The sequence below is a fragment of the Billgrantia sp. NRB1 genome, assembly GCF_056921725.1.
Genome location: NZ_CM167783.1, coordinates 3,793,774 through 3,810,482, shown reverse-complemented (window position 1 = coordinate 3,810,482; position 16,709 = coordinate 3,793,774). Strand labels below are relative to the sequence as shown.

18 protein-coding genes are annotated in these 16,709 nt (G+C 67.9%); 10 read left to right on the top strand and 8 right to left on the bottom strand.

The window, feature by feature from the left end:
* The first annotated feature begins 9 nt into the window (after positions 1–9).
* Together ACZIYR_RS17405 and ACZIYR_RS17400 are read left to right on the top strand one after the other, a co-directional pair.
* Complete coding sequence (locus ACZIYR_RS17405; RefSeq protein WP_473031639.1) at positions 10–687, top strand: DUF1007 family protein; 678 nt, start codon at positions 10–12, stop codon at positions 685–687.
* Positions 678–1,685, top strand: a complete 1,008-nt coding sequence (locus ACZIYR_RS17400; protein WP_483527540.1) for a nickel/cobalt transporter — start codon at positions 678–680, stop codon at positions 1,683–1,685. The genes ACZIYR_RS17405 and ACZIYR_RS17400 overlap by 10 nt, the downstream gene beginning before the upstream one ends.
* Here the strand turns inward: ACZIYR_RS17400 and ACZIYR_RS17395 are convergent.
* The gene (locus ACZIYR_RS17395; protein ID WP_483527539.1) at positions 1,682–2,104 is read right to left on the bottom strand and encodes an HIT domain-containing protein; all 423 of its coding nucleotides are present in this window, start codon (positions 2,102–2,104) and stop codon (positions 1,682–1,684) included. The genes ACZIYR_RS17400 and ACZIYR_RS17395 overlap by 4 nt on opposite strands.
* A 137-nt stretch (positions 2,105–2,241) precedes the next feature.
* Here ACZIYR_RS17395 and ACZIYR_RS17390 point away from each other — a divergent pair, with 137 nt between their 5' ends.
* Together ACZIYR_RS17390 and ACZIYR_RS17385 are read left to right on the top strand one after the other, a co-directional pair.
* The gene (locus ACZIYR_RS17390) at positions 2,242–2,373 is read left to right on the top strand and encodes an entericidin A/B family lipoprotein (protein ID WP_473031634.1); all 132 of its coding nucleotides are present in this window, start codon (positions 2,242–2,244) and stop codon (positions 2,371–2,373) included.
* A gap of 59 nt (positions 2,374–2,432) precedes the next feature.
* Positions 2,433–2,756 (top strand): I78 family peptidase inhibitor, encoded by a 324-nt coding sequence (locus ACZIYR_RS17385; protein ID WP_473031633.1) that lies wholly within the window; start codon positions 2,433–2,435, stop codon positions 2,754–2,756.
* Between the two features lie 170 nt (positions 2,757–2,926).
* Here the strand turns inward: ACZIYR_RS17385 and ACZIYR_RS17380 are convergent, their stop codons facing one another.
* The 4 genes from ACZIYR_RS17380 to ACZIYR_RS17365 all read right to left on the bottom strand — a co-directional run bounded on the left by ACZIYR_RS17380 (position 2,927) and on the right by ACZIYR_RS17365 (position 6,998).
* Positions 2,927–3,430: an acyl-CoA thioesterase gene (locus ACZIYR_RS17380; protein WP_473031632.1), complete on the bottom strand. Its 504-nt coding sequence runs from the start codon at positions 3,428–3,430 to the stop codon at positions 2,927–2,929.
* A gap of 86 nt (positions 3,431–3,516) precedes the next feature.
* Entirely contained in the window at positions 3,517–4,827 is a 1,311-nt protein-coding gene (locus ACZIYR_RS17375) for a short-chain fatty acid transporter (RefSeq protein WP_483527538.1), read from the bottom strand.
* 93 nt (positions 4,828–4,920) lie between these two features.
* Positions 4,921–6,300, bottom strand: a complete 1,380-nt coding sequence (locus ACZIYR_RS17370) for an MATE family efflux transporter (RefSeq protein ID WP_483527537.1) — start codon at positions 6,298–6,300, stop codon at positions 4,921–4,923.
* Positions 6,301–6,404: 104 nt separating this feature from the next.
* Positions 6,405–6,998: a porin family protein gene (locus ACZIYR_RS17365; RefSeq protein WP_483527536.1), complete on the bottom strand. Its 594-nt coding sequence runs from the start codon at positions 6,996–6,998 to the stop codon at positions 6,405–6,407.
* A gap of 200 nt (positions 6,999–7,198) precedes the next feature.
* Between ACZIYR_RS17365 and ACZIYR_RS17360 the strand changes: the two genes are divergently transcribed.
* The gene (locus tag ACZIYR_RS17360; protein WP_483527535.1) at positions 7,199–7,519 is read left to right on the top strand and encodes a hypothetical protein; all 321 of its coding nucleotides are present in this window, start codon (positions 7,199–7,201) and stop codon (positions 7,517–7,519) included.
* A 24-nt stretch (positions 7,520–7,543) separates the two neighbouring features.
* Here the strand turns inward: ACZIYR_RS17360 and ACZIYR_RS17355 are convergent, their stop codons facing one another.
* The 3 genes from ACZIYR_RS17355 to ACZIYR_RS17345 form a co-directional block, all read right to left on the bottom strand.
* The gene (locus ACZIYR_RS17355) at positions 7,544–7,792 is read right to left on the bottom strand and encodes a YfhL family 4Fe-4S dicluster ferredoxin (protein ID WP_483527534.1); all 249 of its coding nucleotides are present in this window, start codon (positions 7,790–7,792) and stop codon (positions 7,544–7,546) included.
* Between the two features lie 83 nt (positions 7,793–7,875).
* Positions 7,876–8,355, bottom strand: a complete 480-nt coding sequence (coaD, locus tag ACZIYR_RS17350) for a pantetheine-phosphate adenylyltransferase (protein ID WP_473031629.1) — start codon at positions 8,353–8,355, stop codon at positions 7,876–7,878.
* Between the two features lie 86 nt (positions 8,356–8,441).
* A complete protein-coding gene (locus tag ACZIYR_RS17345) occupies positions 8,442–10,319 on the bottom strand; it encodes a beta-ketoacyl synthase (RefSeq protein WP_483529100.1) in 1,878 nt (625 codons plus the stop codon).
* 308 nt (positions 10,320–10,627) lie between these two features.
* Here ACZIYR_RS17345 and trmB point away from each other — a divergent pair, with 308 nt between their 5' ends.
* The 5 genes from trmB to glnE all read left to right on the top strand — a co-directional run bounded on the left by trmB (position 10,628) and on the right by glnE (position 16,663).
* Positions 10,628–11,311 carry a tRNA (guanine(46)-N(7))-methyltransferase TrmB gene (gene trmB / locus ACZIYR_RS17340; protein WP_483527533.1) on the top strand — a complete coding sequence of 228 codons (684 nt, stop codon included), beginning with the start codon at positions 10,628–10,630 and terminating at the stop codon, positions 11,309–11,311.
* A gap of 58 nt (positions 11,312–11,369) precedes the next feature.
* The gene (locus ACZIYR_RS17335; RefSeq protein WP_473031627.1) at positions 11,370–11,699 is read left to right on the top strand and encodes a DMT family transporter; all 330 of its coding nucleotides are present in this window, start codon (positions 11,370–11,372) and stop codon (positions 11,697–11,699) included.
* A gap of 70 nt (positions 11,700–11,769) precedes the next feature.
* On the top strand, positions 11,770–13,200 hold the full coding sequence (gene dacB / locus ACZIYR_RS17330) for a D-alanyl-D-alanine carboxypeptidase/D-alanyl-D-alanine endopeptidase (protein WP_483527532.1): 1,431 nt from the start codon (positions 11,770–11,772) through the stop codon (positions 13,198–13,200).
* Between the two features lie 26 nt (positions 13,201–13,226).
* Positions 13,227–13,598, top strand: coding sequence for a diacylglycerol kinase (locus ACZIYR_RS17325; RefSeq protein WP_473031625.1), 372 nt, complete (start codon positions 13,227–13,229; stop codon positions 13,596–13,598).
* Between the two features lie 83 nt (positions 13,599–13,681).
* Positions 13,682–16,663, top strand: coding sequence for a bifunctional [glutamate--ammonia ligase]-adenylyl-L-tyrosine phosphorylase/[glutamate--ammonia-ligase] adenylyltransferase (gene glnE / locus ACZIYR_RS17320; protein WP_483527531.1), 2,982 nt, complete (start codon positions 13,682–13,684; stop codon positions 16,661–16,663).
* Positions 16,664–16,709 lie beyond the last annotated feature (46 nt).

Genomic DNA, 16,709 nt, shown 5'->3' with positions numbered 1-16,709 from the left:
TGCACCACCATGACACTGTCTTGTCTCGTTTTGCGACGCTGGCGCGGGCTCACCGCGCTGGCCGCTGCCCTGCTGCTCGTGCCGGGCCTGGCCCTGGCGCACCCGCACGGCTGGATCGATATGCGCATGCGGCTGGTGGTCGATGACCAGGGGCGCCTGGAGGGCCTGCACCAGGCCTGGCGGATGGACCCCTTCTACAGCCTGGTGATTCTCGAGGAGCTGGAGCATGCCGCCGGGGGTGGCGGGATCGAAGCCGGGCTCGACCAGCTGGGCGCCGAGATCCGCGAGAACCTGCGTCCCCACGACTATTTTACCGAGCTGCGGCTGGGCGGTGAGCGGCTGGCCCTGGGCGAGGTCAGCGAGTACACCGTGATGTCGCGCGGCGGGCGCATCGAGTTCATCTTCCTGCTGCCGCTGGCGACGCCGCAGCCCCTGCAGGAGCGGACCCTCCACTACAAGGTCTTCGATCCCACCTACTACCTGGAGGTGGTGCATGAGGCCGAGGGCAATACGCCGCTGGACGATGCCCTGGTGGTGGGCGGTGACCTGGCCTGCAGCACGCGCATCGTGCCCGCCGACCCGGACCCGGAGCGAGTCATGGAGGCGGCGATGCTCGATATCACCGACGAGGCCGCGCCGGGCCTCGGGCGCCACTTTGCCGAGACCGGGGAGGTGACATGCGAGTAGCGCTTCGCCGCGTGAGCGGCAAGTGGTGGCTGGCAGCCGTTGCGCTGCTGCTGGCCGCGCTGCTTTTCCACCTGGCCTTCCAGGGGGGCTTTCAGTCGCTGAGCTTTCAGATCGTGGCCTGGCAGCGGGACCTGCATCGGGCGCTGACCCTGGCGATCACCGAGCTCTCCGGCGCGCCGTCCCCCGCCACCTGGGCCGTGCTGCTGGGGATCAGCTTCGGCTACGGGGTCTTTCATGCCGCCGGGCCGGGCCACGGCAAGGCGGTGCTGACCACCTACCTGCTGTCCCAGGGGGGCGCCGTGCGTCGTGCCCTGGGGCTCTCCTTCGCCGCTTCCCTGCTGCAGGGCATGATGGCCATCGGCCTGGTGGTCGTGCTGGTGTATGGGCTGGGCTGGGTGACCCGTCAGGCCATGGGCAGCGTGGTGTGGGTCGAGCAGGCCAGCTTCCTGATGGTGGCGCTGCTGGGGGCCTGGCTGTGCCTGCGGGCGATCCGCCAGCTGCGCCGCGCGTCGCCGGCCCCCCGTGCCGAGGGTCACGCTCATGCCCATGACCACTGCTGCGGCGGCCATCATCATCTGGATCCGCAGCAGGCCGCCGACTGGCGCACCGCTCTGGCAACGGTGGTGGCCATCGGCATGCGACCCTGCAGCGGTGCCGTGCTGCTGCTGGGAGCGGCGAGCCTGCTCGGCCAATTCGTGGTCGGGGTGGCGGCGGTGCTGGTGATGTCGCTGGGCACGGCGCTCACCGTCTCGGGGCTGGCGCTAGCCAGCGTCATGGCCCGCGGCTGGGCGGAGCGGCGACTGGCGCGTCAGGGCGGGGCACAGCGCGCCGGTCGCCTGCTGAGCTGGGCCGCCCTGGGAGGCGGCCTGGCGATCCTGGTGTTGGGGGTGTCGCTGTCGGTGACCGGAGTCAGTCAGCCCGGCTCGGCGCCACTGCTGGGCGAGCCGCCCTCCCGCAGCGGGGAGGCGACGCCGCGGACCGGCCCCTTCGGAGGCTAGCCCAGCTCGAGCCCCTCGAGCTGGGCCAGCAGCCGGTCGCGCATGGCAGCCAGGCCGTCCAGGTCGTAGGGAACCGCCGTGCCATGTCCCCACACGGGTGACGGCCAGGCATCGTCATCGCGGCGGCGCACGATCACGTGGACATGCAGCTGGGCGACCTGATTGCCCAGGCTCGCCACGTTCAGCTTGTCCCCCTCGAGGCTCCGCATCAGCGCCTGGCCGATGCGGCTGGCTTCTCGCCATAGCTGCTGCTGGTCTGACTCATCGAGTTCGAAGACTTCCCGGATGCCGGGATGACGGGGGATCAGCACCAGCCAGGGAAAGCGGGCGTCGTCCATCAGTCGCAGCTGGCACAGAGGCAGCTCGGTGACCGGGTAGCTGTCGGCCACCAGGCGCTCATCCGGCTCGAAGGGGGGCATGGCACTCTCCTGTGATTCTGGCCTGTGATTCCGGGACGCTGCCTGCATGATGGCATAGTGCCGGAGGTGCGGGGCGATTTTCCGCCATCGATGCTAAAGTGAACGATGTTCCCCCTGACTCGAGATCGGAGGCAATCATGAGACGGATGCTCGCGCTGATACTGGTGGCACTCTTCGCCCTGTCGCTGCTGGGTGGCTGCAATACCATTCGCGGTGCCGGCCAGGACATTCAGGAGGGCGGTGAGGCGATCGAGCGCTCCACCTACTGAGCCTTTCCAGCGGCGCCGGGGATGCCGGTGCCGAATTCACTGTCACAGGAAGACGCCTCATGTGGTACCGATTCGCCGCGCCGCTCGGCGCGGCCCTGATGCTTACGGCCTGCGCCATGCCCACCACGCCGCCGCCCCACGAGCCGGCCCCGCCGCCGCCCACCGCCGACCGCCAGGATGACCCCTGCGGGGCCCAGCGCGTTCAGGCGCACATCGGCGACTCCTACAGTGAGGCGCTCGGTGAGGTGCTTCAGCAAGAGAGCGGTGCCGAGGCGCTGCGGGTGATGCGCCCCGGTCACGCCTACACCATGGAATACCGCGCCGACCGGCTCAACGTCCGCCTGGATGAGGCGGGCAGAATCACCGCAATCGGCTGCGGTTGAGGAAACACTGCACAAATGCCTGCGCGAGCGAATCGCTACGTTGCGCGGTGCCGAGGCGTCGGACCGGCGGAATCCTCACATATACCCCATATGCTCCGGTTCCTGTGCTCCGGGCGCCTTGCGCTTCATCTCGCTCGGCGATTTGTTCAGCGCTTCCTTAAGAGAGGGGATCACTGGTCATCGTGGGCCGCCTGGGTGCGACGCTCCTCCTCTTCGGCCTGCTTGCGCAGTTTCTTGCGCAGCGCGGCCTTCTCGAAGCGTAGCTTCTGCTGCGGTGTCGCCAGGGTAAGCGGCGGCACCGGGGCCGGTTTGCCGTGGCCGTCCACCGCCACCATCGTCAGGTAGCAGCTGTTGGTATGGCGAATCACCTTGTCGCGGATGTTCTCGGCGACCACCTTGATGCCGATCTCCATGGAGGAGCGGCCCACGTGGTTGACGCTGGCCAGGAAGGTCACCAGCTCGCCGACGTGGATCGGCTGCTTGAACAGCACCTGGTCCACCGACAGCGTCACCACATAGTGCCCCGAGTAGCGGCTGGCGCAGGCGTAGGCCACCTCGTCGAGCTTCTTGAGGATGGCGCCGCCGTGCACCTTGCCGCTGAAGTTGGCCATGTCGGGTGTCATTAGCACGGTCATCGAGAGTTCATGCTGGCCGGGCAGGTCGTAGGCTTCCATCTGCGGTATTCCTCGCGAGTGTTTTTCAGAGCATAGCGCCTCGTCCCGCGGCCTGGGGACGAGGCGCTAACCGCCGCCTGATGGGGTTAGAACCAGGTCAGCCCCACGGCGATGATGGCGCCGGTGATAAACAGCTGGATCAGACAGAAGCCCATGATGTCCTTGGCTTTCAGTCCGGCGATGGCGAGCACCGGCAGCGCCCAGAACGGCTGCAGCAGGTTGGTCCAGGCGTCGCCCCAGGCCACCGCCATGGCCACCCGAGAGACATCCACGCCCAGTGCCTCGGCGGCCGGCAGCATGACCGGCGCTTGTACCGCCCACTGGCCGCCGCCGGAAGGCACGAAGAGGTTGACGATACCGGCGCTGATGAAGGACCAGAACGGCAGCGAGGTCTCGGTGGCGAACCCGATCAGCGACTCCGACATGGTTTCCGCCAGCCCCGACTGCACCATGATCGCCATGATGCCGGCGTAGAAGGGGAACTGGATGACGATGCCGGCGCCGCCCTTGATCGCCTCGTGCAGGCTCTCGAGCAGGCTGCGCGGTGTGCGGTGCAGCACGATGGCCAGGAACAGGAACATGAAGTTGACGATGTTCAGGTTCAGTCCGCCGCCACGCAGCAGGAAGTGGTCGAGCAGGAAGATCACCCCGGGGATGCCCACCAGCCAGGCCAGGGTGACGCTGTTCTCGAGGCGCTCGGCCGGACGGGTGATGCGCACCTTGGCCTCGGGGGCCTCCCCCAGCAGCTTGGGGTCCACGTAGACGCTGTCCTTCTCATCGGGCAGCATCAGCCGGTTGACCAGCGGGATGCTGATGAACAGGCAGACCACGATGGCCAGGTTGAAGAACGAGAAGATGGTCGAGCCCGTGCCGATCACGCCGATCTGATCGGCGGTGAAATGGCCGTCGGTGGCGATGGTCAGCGGAATGGAGCCGGCCAGGCCGCCGTGCCAGACCACGAAGCCGGAGTAGGCGCTGGCCACCAGCAGCCGGTAATCGACGCGCACCAGCCGCGCCAGTTCCTTGGCGAACAGCGCCCCCACCACCAGGCCGAAGCCCCAGTTGATCCAGCTGGCCGCCAGCGAGACCAGGGTCACCAGTACGATGGCACCGCCGGCGTTCTTGGCTAGGGCGGCGAGGCGCTGCAGCAGGCGCTTGACCGGCGGTGAGCTGGCCAGCATGAAGCCGGTCACCAGCACCAGCAGCATCTGCATCGAGAAGGTCAGCAGGTTCCAGAAACCGTCGCCCCAGAAGCGCATCACCGCCAGCGGCGTCTGGCGCTCCACGGCAATGGCGGCGGCGGCGGCGATCACGGTCAGCAGCAGTACGAAGATGTAGGGATCGGGCAGGTAGCGTTCGACCAGCCGCACGGCCGGTCGGGAAAGGATCTTGAGCATGGCGGTTTCGCTTGTTCTCTGTTGTAAACGGTGTTCCTACGGGTCGTCTGAGAAAAAATAGCGCAGTCTCAGAAGCTTGCACGGTTTGCCCGGTCAACGTTGCCCGCCCGGCGTGCCGCTGTCAAAGGGGCGGTAGCGCCAGCGTGTGCGCCGATAGCGCAAGTAGTACCCGGCCAGCACCGCGGAGCGCACCAGGCCGAAGGTCAGAAAGGCCAGCCACAGACCGTGGTTGCCCAGGCCCTGGCTGAGCCACCACACCGGTAGATAGACGGCCAGGCCGGCGAAGATGCTGTTGCGCATCTCGCGGATCGCCGTGGCGCCGATGAAGACGCCGTCGAACAGGTAGCTCCAGACCGCGATCAGCGGCATGGCCACCATCCAGGGCAGGTAGAAGGCGGCGGTGGTGCGCACCTCCGGCAGGCCAGTGAGCAGGGCGATGAGCTGGTGGCCGCCCAGGGCGAAGGCCAGGGAGGCGGCGCCGGCGGTGATCAGCGAGAACCAGGCGGCACTTCTCACCGCCTGGCCGAACTCGTCCCAGCGGCGGCGGCCTACGGCGCGGCCGGTAATCGCCTCGGCGGCGTGGGCGAAGCCGTCCAGGGCGTAGCTGGTCAGCATAATGAACTGCAGCAGCACGGCGTTGGCGGCCAGCACGGTGTCGCCCTGCACGGCGCCGCGGGAGGTGAAGAAGGCCATGGCGAACAGCAGCCCCAGGGTGCGCACGAAGAGGTTGGCGTTGACCTGGAACAGTTCGGCGTAGGCGGCCAGCCGCAGCAGCCGCTCGCGCAGGAAGCGCCCCTCGAGCCGCCTGAGCTGGCCCATCACCAGGGTGGCGCCGAACGCCAGCGCCGTGTAGTCGGCGATCACCGAGGCCCAGGCCACGCCGTCGCTGGTCATGCCGAGCCCCACCACGAACAGCAGGTCCAGGGCGATATTGACGCCGTTGGTCAGCATCAGGATGGCCAGCGTCACCCGCGAGTTCTGCTGGCCGAGAAACCAGCCGAGGATGGCGTAGTTGGCCAGCACTGCCGGCGCCGAGAGGATGCGGATCTGGGCATACTCCGCGGCGACGGCGGTGGCCACTTCGCTGCCGTCGAGCAGCCACAGGCCCAGCGCGATCAGCGGCTGGGAGAACAGAATCAGCAGCAGCCCGATGCCTGCCGCCAGCAGCAGCGACTGGCCCAGCAGGTTGCGCACCTCGCTGTCGCTCTCGCGCCCCACCGCCTGGGAGGTCAGGCCGGTGGTGCCCATGCGCAGAAAGCCGAAGCCCCAGTAGAGGAAGCTGAACAGGGTGGCGCCCAGGGTGACTCCGGCCAGGTAGCGGGAGTCCGGCAGGTGGCCGACCACGGCGGTATCCACCAGCCCCAGCAGAGGCACGGTGATATTGGAGAGGATGATCGGCCAGGCCAGGGTCCAGATGCGTCGGCGAGAGGCGTCGGCGGGTGGGGCCTCGGGGGGAGCGGTGGCTGAAGTCACGGCAAGCCTGCGGGCGGTCAAACCGGCTATCTTCTCGCCCCCCTGTCAGGAACGCAACCGCCCCGCACGGCGGCGGGGCGTCTGGGGCAAGCCCTACGGGGGGATCAGAAGAGGTACCCGATACCAACAGAAATCAGCTCAATCGTGAAGTCTTCTCCGCTGTCACGTAGATCGAAATACTCGTATTCAGCACGCACCATGAATTGGTCGACCACATATTCGCCACCAATACCGTAGAAGGGATCGGTACTGTCCACCCCGTCCCGAATCACGGTGCCCGTAGACGAGTCACGATACCTTGCATCCCCATCCCAAGCGATCAGGCCGACCTTGCCGTAAATGCCAAACCCATTCTGGATTGGCAGCCTGCCCAGCATGGCAACCCCGAATCCGTCTGCGCTAGCCCTGAGTGATTCTGGCCCCAGGTCAGCGGTGAATTTTCCAAAATCTACATAGCTGGCTTCCACGGAAAAGTTGGGATTGAAGTCATAGCCGACAAATAGTTTATAGGCTGTATCGGTATCATCGGTGCTGGCACCCATGCTGCTAAGGAAGTCCTGAGAATCATTATCGAGCTTGGACTGCCCTAGGCCGGCGCCCAGATAGAGGCCCGTATGGGGATCAGGCTGATAACTCTGTGCCAGGGCGGGAGTACTGGCCAGGGCGGCCATAATGGCGATGGCGACAAGACGTTTCATGATGCTCTCCATTGCATGCAGGGCCAGGTTGTAGCCCGTTTAGGGAAGGGTCTATGGCATGAGTGCCGGCTAAGATTGTAAGGCCTTGTGACAAACTGTAGTCTTGATGGTGTTGAAAACCAAGTTGAGTGAGCCGAATGAATGACGTACTGGTATGTGGGGTCATGTAGCGGCTAGTGGTAGAAGCGAGGGAGCGGGCAATGAACACGATACGCAAGACGCTGATGGCGGCGGCAGTAGCGTTGGTGACGCTTGCGGGCAGTCTGCCGGCGCTGGCGCAGCAGCAGCATCTGGAAGCCCAGCCCAGCGGCGGGGCCATGGTGGTCGATGCGCTGGTGGCGCGCCCGCTGCTGGCTGCAGCCACCCTGGGGGGCACGGCGGTATTTCTGGTGTCGCTGCCGTTCACCGCGCTGGGCGGCAACGTGGGCCCCGCCGCCGAGGCGCTGATCAAGACGCCGGCCGAGGCGACCTTCCGTCGCTGTCTGGGGTGTACCGTCAGCCGGCGCGCGGACGAGCTGTAGGGCGTCAGGGCGGGGCGATGCCGCTCAGGCGGCGGTGATCAGGCGATACTTGGCCATCAGCTCGTCGTGGGTCTCGCGGCGCTCCGGGTCCAGGGGGATGCAGTCCACCGGGCAGACCTGCTGGCACTGGGGTTCGTCGTAGTGGCCGACGCACTCGGTGCAGAGGTCGGGGTCGATGACGTAGATCTCCTCCCCCGGCGAGATGGCGCCGTTGGGGCATTCGGGTTCGCAGACGTCGCAGTTGATGCACTCGTCGGTGATCAGCAGGGCCATGGGCTACCTCACGAGTGGGCCTATGGGCAGTCGCGCCCGGCCCGAGGATATTGCGGTTGGTGGCGTATTGCCGAGTGTTTCAGTCAGGTATTGTAATGGCTGCGCAGCGTCTCGGCGACCCTGGGATGCACCAGGCGGGAGATGTCGCCGCCAAGCTTGGCGATCTCGCGCACGATGGTGGAGGAAATATAGGAGTTCTCCACCGCCGGGGTCAGGAAGACGCTTTCCAGCTCCGGGACCTGGGCGCGATACATGTTGGCTAGCTGAAGCTCGTACTCGAAGTCGGAGACCGCACGCAGGCCGCGCAGGATGATGCGCGCCTGCTGCTCGGCCAGCAGGTCGGTGAGCAGGCCCGAAAAGCCGATCACCTCGACGTTGGTAAGCTCCTCGACCACCTCCTCGGCCAGGGCGATGCGGGTCTCCAGCGCCAGGGCCGGGCCCTTGCCGGGGCTCGCCGAGATCGCCACCACCACCCGGTCGAAGAGCCGCGAGGCGCGCTCGATCAGGTCGAAGTGGCCATAGGTGATGGGGTCGAAGGTGCCGGGATAGACCGCGATGTTCATTCGTACACTGCTCGCTGGAACGGCTGGCTGGGTAGGTCAGGGTAACCGCCGGCGGTTCGGCCGACAATATCGGCCGCCGCCGGCGCTTAGTCGTCCAGGCGGCCGAAGGGGTTGTCCGGCGCCAGGGAAACGGGGCGGGCATAGCCGGGAATCCGGATATGATCGGCGTTGACCTCCAGCTCCGGCCCCTCGAGCACGCCCTCGCCGAAGCGATAGCGGGCGAGATAGTGGCCGTGATCGGCGCGCGCCAGATAGGCCTGGCGCGCCTCGCGGGTCGCCTCGCGGCGCTCGCGCCAGGCGGCTAACGTCGCTTCCCCGTGCCGACGTGCCAGCAGCCGCTCGGTGACCGACGGCGACAGCACCACCCCGGTGGCATTGTTGCCGCCAAAGCCCTTGGCGTTGATCAGGGCGGCATCGGCCTGGAAGGCGCGCGGCGTGCGCGAGAAGGCGAGGCGCTCGGCGTGGACGTCCTCGGCCACGGCGTCGAGGGTGGGAATGCCCGGCAGCAGGCCATAGGCGAAGCTGCCCAGGGCGCTGGCCAGCTGATCGCCGGCGGCGCCCCCCTGGGAGTGGCCGACGAAGGCCTTGACCGCCGCCACCGGCCAGGACTCGATGCCGTGGGCGCGGGCCACCAGGTCGAAGACATGGGATTCGGTCACGCGGTTCTTGGGCGTGCTGGTGCCGTGGGCATGCAGGAAGCTGCGCTGGCGCAGTGCCTCGCCGCCGAGCATGTCGTGAACGAGGGCCGCGGCCTTGCCCAGGGTGACGTAGTTGCCGATGCCCGGTGCCGAGATGGAGCGCTTCCAGCCGTCGGCGTTGACATAGACGGCCGGTACGCAGCCGAGTATCTCGGCGCCCACCTCCAGGGCCAGGCTGTCGTCCATCAGCAGGACGAACTGGCTGGACTCGGCGATGGTGAAGCCGCAGTTGCGCGCGAAGGGGCGGCAGGCGCGCTGGTAGTCGGCGTCGGTCAGCAGCTCCAGGGCGTCCAGCGCCTTGAGGCTGTCGTCATCGGCCAGTGCGCCCATGGCGCGGAACCCCTCGATGATCTCCGGGGTCACCGGCGCATCGGCGGTGCCCACCATGACCGCGCGGCGCTGGCCGCTGCGGATGTCCTCGATGCCCAGGCGCAGGTTGTAGAGGAAGCTGGCACAGGCCCCCAGGGCGGCGCCGGTGCCGCCCACGCTGCCCAGCACATAGGCGTTGAGGAAATCGGCGGGCATCTGGCCGTAGCCCAGCGGCATCTGCTTGGAGGTGGCGCGGTTGCCGGAGACGAAGCTCTTGAGCAGGCCGCCCCAGCCCTCCTCGTCGAGCTGGCCGATGGAGTTGCCGGCATAGACCGCGACCTGGTCCGGGTCGAGGCGGTCGCGCAATGCGTCCCAGGAGAGTCCGCTGTCGCCCAAACAGTCGCTGGCGGCGAAGATCGCCATGGAGAGGCCGCGGGGATGGTGCACGCTGCGGTAGTGGCGGCTGGGGTCGAAACCGCTGGGCAGCTGGCCGGCGGCGCGCACCTGGGCGGGGCGGGTCTCCGGCAGCAGCACATCGAGAGGGCCGGCGGGCACCGTCACCTCCAGGGTTTGGCGATCGACTTCGCGGACCTGCCAGGTGGGCGGTACCTGATCGGGCAGCTGGCGGCGGCGCACGCGAAAGGTGAGGGGAGCCTCCAGGCCGAGGCTGGCCCGACGGTTGGCGGGCAGCCCCGCCTCGTTGAAACGCGGATCCTCGATGCGCCGGATCAGGGTGTGGTCCATGATCTGGGCGCGACACCCCTCGGCCAGCTCGGCGGCGTCGACGGGCTCGCCGTCGGCAGTGTGCCAGGCGCCGTCCCGGTGGCTGCCCAGCCCCATCAGGGAGGCCAGACCCAGCAGCAGCGCCTGCTGGTCGTCTTCGGTCAGGGCATCGATCACGGTGCGACGAAATGCTTGATGGCCAGACGTGCGTCCGGCGGCATTGACGCCGCCCATGCCGACGATCACCGGTAAATGAGACAAGCCGCTTTCCTCACTGTGCTGTTGGTGCGAGTCAGAGTTATTAGTATGAGAAAACCGATCATAGCACCCGCCTCGGGACCCCGTCATGGGGCGCTCTGGGCGGTTTTCTGCGACTGCAATAAAACAAACGTTTGAAAACTGCCGGAGGGCCGGCTATCATGAAGTGGCTGTTTGAGTCATACGAGTGGGTATCTGGGCGCATTCTTTCGGGGGTGCGCCATTTTTTTCGCCCTCCGGCTGGTAGACTACCCGGCCCTGCAGCCTGGCCACAGTGACCGTCCATGCACGCCTCTTCCCGCACCATCACCACCAATCAGTCGGGCCCCCATGACGACTTGGTCCGGCGCGTCGAACGAGCGCTGGCTCATCCGCTGCGCAAACCGCTGGCCGGGCACACCCGCGAGGCCTTCATCCGGGCCGAGGCCTGGCTCGAACGACGTGGGGCGCCGCTGATCCTGGATGCCGGCTGCGGCGTGGGGGTGTCCACCCGACGCCTGGCGGAGCGCTTTCCCGAGCATGCCGTCATTGGCGTGGATCGCAGCGCCGACCGGCTTAGCCGCGACCATGGCCCGCTGCCGGCCAATGCGCTGCTGGTGCGAGCCGATCTGGTGGATTTCTGGCGCCTGGCGCTGGCGGCCGACTGGCGGCCGCAGCGCCACTACCTGCTCTACCCCAACCCTTACCCCAAGGCGGCGCACCTCAAGATGCGCTGGCACGGTCATCCGGTGTTCCCGACGCTGCTGGCGCTGGGCGGGCGGCTCGAGCTGCGTTCCAACTGGTGCCTCTACGTGGAGGAGTTCGCCCTGGCGCTGGCTCGGGCAACGGGCGTGCAGGCCGGGGTGGCCCCCCATATGCCGGCATCCTGCCTCACCCCCTTCGAACAAAAGTATCACGCCAGCGGTCAGTCCTTGTGGCGGCTGGTGGCCACTCTGCCCCATTCGCCCTCCCTGGTGCCCTCGGCCTGACGCCGGGGCAGCACATGGCTAGAATGGCGTGACTTTCGCAAGCCCCAAGGAGTCGCCCATGGCCTTTGTCTACCTGGCCCTGGCTATCGTGGCCGAGGTGGTCGCCACCAGCGCCCTGAAGGCCTCGGATGGCTTTACCCGGCTGTGGCCCAGCGTCACCGTCGCGGTGGGCTATGCACTGGCGTTCTATCTGCTGTCGCTGGTGCTGCGCAGCATTCCGGTGGGCGTTGCCTACGCCATCTGGGCCGGCCTGGGGATCGTGCTGGTCGCCCTGGTGGGGCTGGTGGTGTACGGCCAGCGCCCCGACCTGCCGGCGGTGCTGGGCATGGCGATGATCGTTGCCGGGGTGGTGGTGATCCAGCTGTTTTCCCGTTTTGGCGCGCACTAGGCTTCTTCCAAAGACTGGCTGCGTCCTTGCCAGGCGCCCCGCGCGTCGATGACTGCTAAGTGGAGATAAGATGTTGCGCCGTTTCGCTGTGCTATGTGCGCTGATGCTGCTGCCGATCACGGCGGCGGCGTCGGGGTTCTCTGAGCTCGCTCGTCTGGCCGAGCGAGGCTTTCTGATCGGCGCCGAAGCGCGCCTGCTGGACTCCCACGAGGTGCTTGGCGCCATCGAGCCCGACCGGCAGCTGTCGCCGGCCTCGGTCACCAAGGCCTATGCGGCGGCGGCGGCCCTGGACCGCTGGGGGCCTCAGCACCGCTTCACCACGCGGCTGGTCAGCGATGCCGAGCTCGAGGCCGGTGTCCTGCGCGGCGATCTGCTGCTCGACGGCGGCGGCGATCCGGCGCTGACCACCGAGGAGCTGTGGCGCCTGGCGCAGCGGCTGCACCAGCGCGGGGTGCGTGAGATCGAAGGCCGGCTGGTGGTCAGCCAGTGGCGCTATGGCCCCGTGGCCTGCATCACCACCGACCGCTGCCAGGCCCAGACTCGGGTGGCCAACGCCTACAGTGCGCTGCTCTCCTCGGCCGGGGTCAATTTCGGCAGCTGGTGCGTCAGCGTGGCGCCGGGCGCGGCGGCGGGGGAGCCGGCAAGCATCACCAGCTGTGACAGCCAGTCGCCGATCGTCGAGATCGACAACCGGGTCGAGACCCGTCCGCCCAACAGCGGCACCGAGCTCGATGCCGAGCGCATCACCCGCGACGGTGAGGATGTCATGGCGCTGCGCGGCCAGATCTCGCTCAACGCCGCGCCGCGGGAGGTCTATCGCGCTAGCAGCGACCCGGCACGCCAGACCGCCCGAACGCTCCAGGCCATGCTCGAGCAGAGCGGTATCCGGGTGGGCGGCGGCTATGCGGTGAGTATCGAACCGCCGTCCGCCGGGGTCCGTACCCTGGCGGCGGTGGATGGCAAGCCGTTGCAGGAGCTGCTGCTGCGCACCATGAACTACTCCAACAACTTCATGGCCGACGTGCTGGCCCTCAACCTGGTGGAGACGCCGCGTGCCGATCTGGAGCAGGGCGCGGCGGCCATCGAGCACTTCGTGGCCGGGATTCCCGACCACGGGCCGCTCAGCCTGCGCAGCGGCAGCGGCCTGACCCCGGAGAATCGCATTTCAGCCAGCGGGGCCAATGCGCTGCTGGCCAGCATGTTCCATCGCCCGGCGCTGTTTCCCAGCTTCGTGGCCAGCTTCCAGTCGCCGGGTAACGGGGTAATGCGGTTCATCCGGCGCGGCTCGCCGACCTTCCAGCACCACGTGATGCTCAAGACCGGAACCCTCAACCAGCCGGTGGCGGTGCGCGCGGCGAGCGGTTACTTCCGCACCCGCTCCGGCCGCTGGGGGGTGTTCAGCGTGATGGTCAACGGCACCGCCACCACGCCCTGGCTTAACTGGGCCCAGGTTCTCGACCCGCTGGCCGAGGACCTCACTGGTATGATCGAGGCCCACTGACGGCGTCGGCAAAGGGAGAGGCGATCATGAAGCATGGACAGACGGGATGGCGGCATCTGGTTCACTCCACCGGCTATTCCCTCAAGGGGCTGCAGGCCGCCTTCCGCCATGAGGCGGCCTTTCGCCAGGAACTCGCGCTGTTCGCGATCCTGCTGCCGCTGGCCTGGTGGATCGGCGAGGGCCCGGTCGAGTGGATCCTGCTGGTGGGCAGCGGGCTGCTGGTGCTGATTGTGGAGCTGCTCAACAGCGCCATCGAGAGCGTGGTGGACCGAATCGGCACCGAGCATCACGAGCTCTCCGGGCGGGCCAAGGACATCAGCTCCGCGGCAGTGATGCTGGCACTGGCGCTGGCCGGGCTGACCTGGACTCTGCTCGCGGCTCAGAAGCTGCTCGGCTGACGGGTGGCGTCGGGCCGGGGTGCCGCCGGCGCTTCGCCTTCGCTATGCTGGGGGCATTCGAGCGGCGACGAGACGAGATGCCCATGGCCCTTAGCGAAGACTTTCTACCCACCGGTGACCTCCCCGCGCCACTCAAGGGAGCCCTGGCCCAAGCCTGGCAGCGCCTGCACGACAGCCTGGCGCAGGCCGACAATGTCGCCGAGATGACCGACCAGGAGCCACCCTCGGAGAGCTGGCAGGCGCTGGCCGAGTCCCGGCGTGAGCAGCTGGCCCGGGTGCTGGCGATCTCCGATTTTGCGCTTGAAACCTTGGTTCGCCACCCTGACTGGCTGCTCCATCTGGATGCCAGCGGCGAGCTGGATGCTCCCCCCGAGGCCGGTACCCTGCGCGACTGGCTGGAGGAGCGCCTGGAGGCGGCCGAAGACGAGGCCGCTCTGCACGCCGCCATCCGCCGCTTTCGGCGCGCCCGCATGCTGGGCATCGTCTGGCGCGACCTGACTCGTCCGCCCGGCACCGACATGTGGGCCACCGCCGCGGCGGTGTCGCGGCTGGCCGAGACTTGCCTGGAGGCGGCGCTCGGCTGGCTGGAGGCGCACCTGGCGCCGCGCTGGGGTCGGCCCGCGCCCCGCGGTGACGGCAGCGAGCAGCGCCTGGTGGTGCTGGGCATGGGCAAGCTCGGTGCCGGCGAGCTCAACCTCTCCTCGGATATCGACCTAATCTTCGCCTTCCCCGAGAAGGGCGAGACCGAAGGCGGGCGCAAGTCGCTCACCCACCAGGAGTACTTCACCAAGCTGGGGCAGCGGCTGATCACCGCCCTGGATGCGGTTACCGCCGACGGCTTCGCCTTCCGGGTCGATATGCGCCTGCGCCCGCTGGGTGACGGCGGGCCGCTGGTGGGCAGCTTCGCCTCGCTGGCCGGCTACTACCAGGACCAGGGCCGCGAATGGGAGCGCTATGCCATGCTCAAGGCGCGGCCGGTGGCCGGCGACCGAGAGGCGGGCGACGAGCTGCTTGCCAACCTGCGTCCCTTCGTCTACCGCAAGTACCTGGATTTTGGCGCCATTGAATCGCTGCGCGAGATGAAGGCGCTGATCAACCGCGAGGTCAAGCGACGCGGCATGCAGGCCAATATCAAGCTGGGGCCGGGCGGTATCCGCGAGGTGGAGTTCGTGGTTCAGGCCTTCCAACTGATCCGCGGCGGGCGCGATACCGAGCTGCAGGTCACGTCCCTCAAGACGGCAATGGAGCGGCTTCCCGACCTCGGGCTGCTGCCCCGGGAGGTGATCGAGGAACTGCTCCCCGACTATGTCTTCCTGCGCGACCTGGAGCACGCCCTGCAGGCGCTGGAGGATCGTCAGACCCAGAGCCTGCCCGGCGATGATCTCGACCGCGAGCGAGTGGCCCTGGCGCTGGAAATGGCCGACTGGCCGGCGGTCATGGCACGGCTAGACGAGGTGCGCGAGCGGGTGCGCCAGCACTTCGATGCGGTGATCGCCGACCCGGAGGCGGAGGTCGAGGAGGCCGACGATACGTCCGACGAAGAGGGCGTCTCTCTGGAGGAGTGGCGCTCGCTGTGGTGCGGTGAACTCGAAGATGACGAGGCCGGCGTGCTGCTCGAGGGTACGGGGTTTTCCGACGCCGATACGGCGCGGCGGCGGCTGGCCACGCTGCGCCATTCCCGCCAGGTGCAGGCCATGCAGCGGATCGGCTTCGAGCGGCTCGAGGCGCTGATGCCGCTGCTGCTCGATGCGGCGTCACGCAGTGAGGCCCCGGATACCGCGCTGGAGCGGGTGCTGCCGCTGGTCGAGTCGGTGCTGCGCCGCACCGCCTACCTGGCGCTGCTGCGCGAGAATCCCGAGGCGCTGGGGCACCTAATGCACCTGTGCGGTGCCAGCCCCTGGATCGCCGAGCAGCTGGCGCGCCATCCCCAGCTGCTCGACGAACTGCTCACCCCCGAGACCCTCTATACGCCGGCCGACAAGGCGAACCTGGCCGATGAGCTGCGCCAGGCACTGGGTCGCATTCCCGAAGATGACGAGGAGGCCCAGCTCGAGGCGCTGCGGGTGTTCAAGCATGCGCACGTGCTCAGGGTGGCGGCCTCGGACGTGGCCGGCACTCGCCACCTGATGAAGGTCAGCGACTACCTGACCTATATCGCCGAGGTGCTGCTGGAGGCGGTGTTGGCCATGGCCTGGCGCCATCTGGTGCGCAAGCACGGCCATCCGCTTCGCCGCGACGGCTACCGCGCCGGCGGTGAGCCGGAGTTTCTGATCGTCGGCTATGGCAAGCTGGGGGGCATCGAGCTGGGCTACGGCTCCGACCTCGACCTGGTGTTCATCCACGACGCCGACTCCCGGGCCGCTACCGACGGCGCACGCCCCCTCGATGCACCGGTCTTCTTCACCCGCCTGGGGCAGCGCATCATTCACCTGCTCACCGCGGTCACGCCGGCGGGGACCCTCTACGAGGTGGACATGCGGCTGCGCCCTTCGGGCAACTCGGGCCTGCTGGTCACGTCGCTGGAGGCCTTTGCCGACTACCAGCGCCACCAGGCCTGGACCTGGGAGCACCAGGCGCTGGTGCGGGCCCGGGTCGTGGCCGGGCATCCCCGCCTGGCCGAGGGCTTCGACGCCGTGCGCCGGGAGATCCTCGGCCGCCGGCGCGACGTCGAGGCGCTACGCCAGGAAGTGGTGGCGATGCGCCACAAGATGCGCGACCACCTGGGCAGCAAGGGGGCGGCGGCCGAGTTCGACCTCAAGCAGGACGCCGGCGGCATGGTCGACATCGAGTTTCTCTGCCAGTTTGCGGTGCTCTCCATGGGCCATGACGCGCCCGACCTGCTCGCCTACAGCGACAACATGCGTATCCTGGAGACGCTGGAAGCGACCGGCCGGCTGCCAGGGGAGGATTGTCGGCGCCTGCGCGACGCCTACCTGGCCTATCGCAGCGCCGTTCACCGCGGTTCGCTGACCCGCGAGCCGGCCAACGGCCGAGCGTCGGAGGTCGGCGCCCACCGAGAGGCCGTCACCGCCCTTTGGCAGCGGCTGCTCGAACCGGCATCCTGAGCCGGCTGCCCGGGGATTCAAGGGCGGGGCGAAAGCATGACACTAT